Below are 7,054 nucleotides of genomic sequence, written 5' to 3' on the forward strand. Positions count from 1 at the left end.
CGTGATCATTACGCTAACGCGGGCGAACACCATCCCGGCTTGGGTGGCTCCGACCATCAGTCCGGAGAACCGCCCGCCGGCGGCTGGCGTAATCGGCCTCATTGCGGTCGTTGCGAAGAAACAACGCGATGGCTTCGCCAGGATCATCTTGCCTCCCCCGCCCGGCGGCCATAGGTTCGCTCGAACCTGTCCCACGCCCTTTTCGAGTTCTTCGCCTCATGTCCCGATATAATTCCGTACTCGATGCCATCGGCAACACGCCGCTAATCCGGCTTCACAAGGCATCCGAGGCAACCGGATGCGAAATCTACGGCAAGGCGGAATTCCTGAACCCCGGACAGTCGGTGAAGGACCGGGCCGGCCTGTTCATCGTCCGCGACGCCGAGGAAAAGGGGCTTTTGAAGCCCGGCGGCATCATCGTCGAGGGCACGGCGGGCAACACCGGCATCGGCCTTTCCCTGGTCGCCGACGCACTTGGATATCGCACCGTCATCGTCATTCCCGAGACGCAAAGCGAGGAAAAGAAGGACGCGCTGCGCCTGATGGGTCCGGAGATCGTCGAGGTGCCAGCGGTTCCCTACAAGAATCCGAACAACTACGTGAAGCTGTCGGGCAGGCTGGCGGCGCAGCTGGCAAAGAGCCATCCGGCCGGCGCGATCTGGGCGAACCAGTTCGACAACGTCGCCAACCGCGAGGGTCATGTGGTGACCACGGCCGAGGAAATCTGGCATCAGACCGCCGGCGTGGTCGACGGTTTCGTCTGCGCCGTCGGCACCGGCGGCACGCTCGCCGGCGTCGCCAAGGGGCTGAAGCGCCGCTCCGGACAGATCAAGACCGCCATCGCCGACCCGATGGGTGCCGCGCTCTACAACTGGTACGCCCATGGCGAGTTGAAGTCGGAAGGCTCCTCGATCACCGAGGGCATCGGCCAGGGCCGCGTCACCGCCAATCTGGAAGGCTATACCCCGGATTTCGCCTTTCAGATCCCCGATGACGAGGCACTGCGGATCGTCGTCGAACTCGTCATGGAGGAAGGATTGTGTCTCGGCGGCTCGTCCGGCATCAATATCGCCGGCGCCATCCGCATGGCCCGGGAAATGGGCCCCGGCCACACCATCGTGACCATCCTCTGCGACTACGGCAATCGCTATCAGTCAAAGCTGTTCAACCCGGACTTCCTGCGCTCCAAGGACCTCCCGGTGCCCGCATGGATCGAGGAGAAGCCGGCCTTCGATATCCCGTTCGAGGCAGCCGGATGACCGCCTTGGGAGAACCTGGCGACGCCGCCGCGCCCGCGGCGACCGAGCGCGTCTATCAGGACGACGCCTATCTCTCGACCCTGGAAGCCCCTTTGACCCGCGTCGAGGGTGAAAGCGGCCTGGTGTTCGACCGCACCAATTTCTTCGCCGCCGGTGGCGGCCAGCCCGGCGACACCGGCTTCGTGGAGACGGCGGACGGCCGTCAGATCAAGATCGTCGACACGATCTACGCGTCCGACAAGGCAACGGTGCTGATGCTCGCCGAGGACGGTTCCTCGCTCCCCGTTCCGGGCGAGACCCTCGTGCTGCATGTCGACTGGAAGCGACGCTACAAGCTGATGCGCATGCACACCGCCTGCCACCTTCTCACCGTCGTCTGCCCGTTCCCGATCACCGGCGCCGCCCTCGGCGAGGACGAAAGCCGCATCGATTTCGACATTCCCGACGCCTTTGCCGACAAGGCCGGCGTAACAACGCAATTGATGGACCTCGTCGCGGCAAACCATCCGGTCTTCACCCGATGGATCACCGAGGCCGAACTCGATGCCAATCCCGGCCTGGTCAAGTCAGCCAACGTCAAGCCGCCGCGCGGTTCGGGACGGATTCGATTGGTGTGCATCGGCCAAGACGGTTCGGTGGATACCCAGCCCTGTGGCGGTACCCATGTTCAGGAAACCGGCGAGGTCGGCGACATTCACATCGGCAAGATCGAAAAAAAGGGCAAGTCGAACCGCCGCTTTCGCATCCGCTTCGGCCCCCTGCCCGGCTGACCCTTTCGCCCGGCCCGCGGCCTTGCCGCTGCCCGCGCCGCTGGACTATCCTTATTGACCGCCAGCTTGTCGTCGCGGTGCGCCCTTCTTGAGGCCTCCCATGAGCCAGAACCCGTTTCTCATCGCCCCCGCCGATCTTGCCGAAGATCTTGGGCGGTCCGGCCTGTCGATCATCGATGCCTCCTGGTATCTGCCCGCACAGAACCGGTTCGGCCGGCCCGAGTTCGACGCCGGACACATTCCCGGCGCCGTCTTCTTCGACCAGGACGAAATCGTCGATCCCGATTCGAACTTGCCGCACACGTTGCCCTCGCCGGACGTCTTCGCTGCGGCCGTAGGCGATCTCGGCGTTTCGGAGACCGATACGATCGTCGTCTATGACGGCGTCGGCCTGTTCACCGCGCCACGTGTCTGGTGGCTCCTGCGCACCTTCGGGGCGAAAGACGTGCGTGTCCTCGACGGCGGCTTTCCGGCCTGGCTGGAGGCCGGTCTACCGGTCGAGACCGGAGCCGTGTCGCCCGTGGCTGTCACCTTTGCCGCATCCTTCGATCGCGGCGCGGTCGCCTCTCTGGACGAGGTCAAGGCGGCGGTGGCGAAGGGGCGCCCGCAGATCGCGGATGCTCGCCCCGCCGGGCGTTTCGCCGGCGAGGCACCGGAGCCGCGGGCCGGTGTGCGCGCTGGTCACATGCCCGGCGCCTTCAACGTTCCGTTCACGGCCCTTTCGCAAGACGGCCGGCTGAAATCCGCTGCGGCCTTGCGGGCCATCTTCGCAGAGGCTGGGATCGATCCTGAGGCGCCGGTGGTCACCAGTTGCGGCTCGGGCGTCACCGCCGCGGTCATCAACCTGGCGCTGGAATCGCTCGGCAACAGGCAATCCGCGCTTTACGACGGCTCGTGGACCGAGTGGGGCTCGGCCTGCGATACGCCGATCGAAACCGGTCGCTGAGACGATGCGCCTCCTGACGACACAGGTCACCAGCCTGGAAATGCGCGCGCCTTCGCAAACCGAGGTGCCGGAACCACATTCTAACGAACCGCTCGCCGTAACGCGGGTCCACGACATCCGGCTCGACAGCTACCGAACGCTCTACCGCGCGCTCGGTGATGCCCATCACTGGACCTCGCGGCTGCTGCCCGACGACCAGTTGAGTCGGGAAATCCACCATGAGTCGACGCGCATCTTCGTCCTCCTGTGCGGCGAGATCGTCGCCGGCTGGTTCGAGATCGAGATGCGCCCCTCGGTCCGCGAAGCGCGGATCGTGCATTTCGGCATCCTGCCGGCGTTTCGCGGCCGTGGCTTCGCTGACTATCTTCTGTCCAAGGCAATTGCGGTCGGGTTTGCCGAGGGGGCAGGTCGCCTGACGCTGGAAACCAATACGCTCGACCATCCGGCGGCCCTTCCACTCTATCGCAGACATGGATTTCGCCCCTATGCGACGCGGCGGGTCCAGACTCCGGCAATCGAAACGAAAACGCAGCCGGTGGCGAAAGAAACGACATGAGGTTCATCGGATTTGACGAGGCCGACCCGCTGCTCGACTGGACCTCCATCGCCGACGCGATCGCCGACGGTCATCGCCAGCCCGAGGCCGAGATCGGCGATCTCCTGTTGTCGCAGGACGGCCGCAGCCTGCTCAACCGTGGCGCCTGGATCAAGGGTCTCGGTATCGCGCTGAAATCCGTCACGATCTACCCGGAGAACCAAAGCAAGACTCCGCCGCTGCCGTCGATCCAGGGCGGGATGCTGCTATTCGACGACGCTACCGGCGCGCCGGTCGCCCTCGTCGACGGCATTCTCGTCACCAAATGGAAGACGGCGGGCGACTCGGTTCTCGGCGCTCGGCTGCTGGCGCGCCCGGATTCGCGCAGATTGCTGATCTGCGGCGCCGGCACCGTCGCGCACTCGCTGATCGAGGCCTATTGCGAGATTTTCCCTGACCTAGAGTCGGTTGCCGTCTGGAACCGGACCTTGGAGAAGGCCGAGCGCCTCGCGGCTGAATATTCGGGTTCGCGCATCCCGGTCGTGGCTGCCGCAGAGCTCGCCGTGGCCGTCGGCGAGGCGGACATCGTCTCGACGGCGACCATGGCCACCGAGCCCTTCCTCAAGGGGGAATGGCTGAAGCCCGGCACGCATGTCGATCTCATCGGCGCGTTTCGTCCCGACATGCGCGAGGCCGACGACGCTGTGCTGACGCGCTCGGAGCTGTTCGTCGATTCGCGCCGCACCACATTCGGCCATATCGGCGAGATTCAAATCCCGCTCGACGCCGGGACGATCGTCGAAGGTACGATTCGCGGCGACCTCGCTGATCTGTGCGCCGGCAAGGCCGGGCGCAGCGGAGTCGACGCGATCACCGTCTTCAAGAATGGCGGCGGCGCCCATCTCGACCTGATGGTCGGAGCCCTCATCCGCCGTGTCGTCGAGGCCGCGGGCTGAGGCGCGATGCAGATTCCCGGCCAGTGGTTTTCCGACGACGGCAGACGCGGTAGAGCAGGATCGTCTTCCGCCGCGAATGGACGGTTCTCGTGATTCTGCGCATCTCTCTCGCTCTCGGTTTTCTCCTGCTACTGGCGACCGCCGGCTTCTGGTTCCTCGCCCCGCGCGAACCGGTCGACACGACGGTCCGCTTCGATACGGCGGTGATCGGCGGCGACCCCGACACCTATCTTCTGCGCAGCGAGGCGGACATCCCCAACCTGCGGCCAAATGCCCAGAAGGAAATCGTCTGGGCCTTTCCCGCGTCCCGCGCCAGGACGCCGCTCGCCATCGTCTATGTCCATGGTTTCTCGGCGACGAAGGCCGAAACGCGCCCCCTCGCCGACAACGTCGCGAAAGCTCTCGACGCCAACCTTTTCTACATGCGCCTCACCGGCCACGGTCGCGATCCGGCCGCGATGGAACAGGCGCAAGTCAACGACTGGGTCAACGATCTCGCCGAGGCGATCGCGATCGGCCGGACGATCGGCAACCGCGTCGTCGTCATCGGGACGTCGACGGGGGGCACGCTGGCAACGCTCGGTGCCACCGTTCCTGACCTGATGGAAGGGGTCGAAGGACTGGTTCTGGTGTCGCCAAATTTCGGCCTGCGAGACCGCCGTGCGTTTCTTCTGGATCTGCCCTACGCGCGCAAGATCCTGCCGCAAATCGGCGGTGCCATGCACGGCTTTACGCCGATCAATCCGGCGCAAGCCGAGAACTGGACGACGCGTTATCCGATCGGCGCGCTGGTGCCGATGGCCGCTCTCATCCGCGCGACCCTCGCCGCCGACCTGTCCGCCATCACGATACCGGCGCTCGCGCTGTTCTCGCCTGAGGACCGGATCGTCGATCCAGCCGCCACCGACGACGTGATGGCGCGCTGGGGCGGTCCGACGAAAACCGTACTGGTGTCATCCAGCGGCGATCCGGAGAATCACGTCATCGCCGGCGATATTCTTTCTCCCGAGACGACCGACACCCTTGCCGAAAAGATCATCGGTTGGATCAGATCGCTGCGGTCACCTTGACCACGCCACCCGCGACGCGGGCCGCGTTCGCGCACGCTACGTTGAACTCGCCGCATCAGCCCAAAGTTTAATTTATGGTGCGGGTAAATTTTCCGAATTTTACTTAGCCGGAATCGCCGTCCATCATCCTTGCACGATGGTTGAATGCGGTAGCGGAGGTTTGCCTCAGTTTGAGGCAAACCTCCGCGTCCCCCAACCTCACGCGTAACGACGATTATTCGGATGAGCGCCCTGGAGCGATCCGCGTTCTGGTGTTAGGTATACCAGATAACGACGGTGACACTCCAAGCCGCAACCAGGGAGCAGACTCAATGCCTCATAAGGTTCTCATACTCGGCGCCTCGTACGGCTCTTTGCTGGGCACTAAACTGGCTATGGCCGGTCATGACGTCACGCTGCTTTGCCGGGCTGCCACGGCGGCGCTGATCAACGACGAGGGACCCGAGGTGCGCATCCGCCTGAGGGGAGAGGATTCTCATCGGAGCGTGTTCTCCCGTGATTTGCCCGGGCGAGTGGACGCGCGCACGCCTGAAGCGGTCGATCCCGCCGATTACGACCTCGTCTGTCTCGCCATGCAGGAGCCGCAATACGGCGATCCGGCCCTCAGGAATCTGCTGAATCGGACAGCCGACGCTGCCGTGCCGTGCATGTCGATCATGAACATGCCGCCCCTGCCCTACCTCAAGCGCCTGCCGGGGCTGGACTGCGGCAAGCTCGAGGACGCCTACACCGATGCCGTTGTCTGGGACAGGTTCGACCCGGCGCTGATGACGCTGTGCTCGCCTGACCCGCAGGCCTTCCGCCCCCCCGAAGAAAAGGCCAACGTCCTCCATGTCGGTCTTCCCACCAACTTCAAGGTCGCGCGGTTCGACAACCCGGACCACGACCAGCTCCTGGCCGAACTGGCCGCCGATATCGACGCCGTGCGGATCGACGGCCACGAGGTTCCGGTCAAGCTCCGCGTGCATGACTCGCTTTATGTCCCGCTCGCCAAATGGAGCATGCTGGCGACCGGAAACTACCGTTGCATCACCGCCGGAGAACCCATTTCCATCCGCGACGCGGTGCATGGCGACATCGAGTTGTCGCGGGAGATTTATGCTTTCGTCAACGAGATCGTCATCCGCCTCGGCGCATCGCCCGACGATCAGGTGCCGTTCGAGAAATATGCCAAGGCCGCTGAAAATCTATTGAAGCCCTCGTCCGCGGCGCGGGCTGTCGCCGGCGGCGCCACGACCATCGAGCGCGTCGACAAGCTGGTGCAGCGGATCGGGCTGTCGCTCGGGATGGAACACCCTGCCCTCAATGCGACGGTCGACACGGTCGACCGGAAACTGGCGGCGAATAGCGTCAAGGTCGCCGCATGACGTCCCCTCCCGCAAGGCGGACTAGGCGCCTTGCCGGAGGTTGGGCGAGGTCGGCGTACGGCTTGCCGGCGACTTCAATACAGCCGACCGATGATGCAGTTGATTTCGTCCTCGAGATCCGAGCCACCGGTTTTGACCTCGCCTGGCGGAT

Annotated in this window: 7 protein-coding genes; all 7 read left to right on the forward strand. The window is 64.6% G+C overall.

Going from position 1 to position 7,054, the window contains the following annotated elements; all coding sequences use genetic code 11:
• Positions 1 to 218 precede the first annotated feature (218 nt).
• The 7 genes from MJ956_RS11030 (at position 219) to MJ956_RS11060 (ending at position 6,903) form a co-directional block, all read left to right on the forward strand.
• Positions 219 to 1,259: a cysteine synthase A gene (locus tag MJ956_RS11030; protein ID WP_253964515.1), complete on the forward strand. Its 1,041-nt coding sequence runs from the start codon at positions 219 to 221 to the stop codon at positions 1,257 to 1,259.
• Positions 1,256 to 2,029 (forward strand): alanyl-tRNA editing protein, encoded by a 774-nt coding sequence (locus MJ956_RS11035; RefSeq protein WP_253964516.1) that lies wholly within the window; start codon positions 1,256 to 1,258, stop codon positions 2,027 to 2,029. Before MJ956_RS11030 ends, MJ956_RS11035 begins: the two co-directional genes overlap by 4 nt.
• Before the next feature lie 100 nt (positions 2,030 to 2,129).
• Entirely contained in the window at positions 2,130 to 2,975 is an 846-nt protein-coding gene (gene sseA / locus MJ956_RS11040) for a 3-mercaptopyruvate sulfurtransferase (RefSeq protein WP_253964517.1), read from the forward strand.
• A gap of 4 nt (positions 2,976 to 2,979) precedes the next feature.
• On the forward strand, positions 2,980 to 3,531 hold the full coding sequence (locus MJ956_RS11045; protein ID WP_253964518.1) for a GNAT family N-acetyltransferase: 552 nt from the start codon (positions 2,980 to 2,982) through the stop codon (positions 3,529 to 3,531).
• A complete protein-coding gene (locus MJ956_RS11050) occupies positions 3,528 to 4,466 on the forward strand; it encodes an ornithine cyclodeaminase family protein (RefSeq protein ID WP_253964519.1) in 939 nt (312 codons plus the stop codon). The genes MJ956_RS11045 and MJ956_RS11050 overlap by 4 nt, the downstream gene beginning before the upstream one ends.
• A gap of 89 nt (positions 4,467 to 4,555) precedes the next feature.
• Entirely contained in the window at positions 4,556 to 5,536 is a 981-nt protein-coding gene (locus tag MJ956_RS11055; RefSeq protein ID WP_253964520.1) for an alpha/beta hydrolase, read from the forward strand.
• A gap of 311 nt (positions 5,537 to 5,847) precedes the next feature.
• On the forward strand, positions 5,848 to 6,903 hold the full coding sequence (locus MJ956_RS11060) for a ketopantoate reductase family protein (protein WP_253964523.1): 1,056 nt from the start codon (positions 5,848 to 5,850) through the stop codon (positions 6,901 to 6,903).
• Positions 6,904 to 7,054: the final 151 nt, after the last annotated feature.

Source organism: Aurantimonas marianensis (assembly GCF_024195285.1).
GTDB lineage: Bacteria > Pseudomonadota > Alphaproteobacteria > Rhizobiales > Rhizobiaceae > Aurantimonas > Aurantimonas marianensis.

Coding starts and splice junctions, on each gene's coding strand:
- sseA (WP_253964517.1), top strand. CDS start 2,130: ATGAGCCAGAACCCGTTTCTCATCGCCCCCGCCGATCTTGCCGAAGAT.
- MJ956_RS11030 (WP_253964515.1), top strand. CDS start 219: ATGTCCCGATATAATTCCGTACTCGATGCCATCGGCAACACGCCGCTA.
- MJ956_RS11045 (WP_253964518.1), top strand. CDS start 2,980: ATGCGCCTCCTGACGACACAGGTCACCAGCCTGGAAATGCGCGCGCCT.
- MJ956_RS11060 (WP_253964523.1), top strand. CDS start 5,848: ATGCCTCATAAGGTTCTCATACTCGGCGCCTCGTACGGCTCTTTGCTG.
- MJ956_RS11050 (WP_253964519.1), top strand. CDS start 3,528: ATGAGGTTCATCGGATTTGACGAGGCCGACCCGCTGCTCGACTGGACC.
- MJ956_RS11035 (WP_253964516.1), top strand. CDS start 1,256: ATGACCGCCTTGGGAGAACCTGGCGACGCCGCCGCGCCCGCGGCGACC.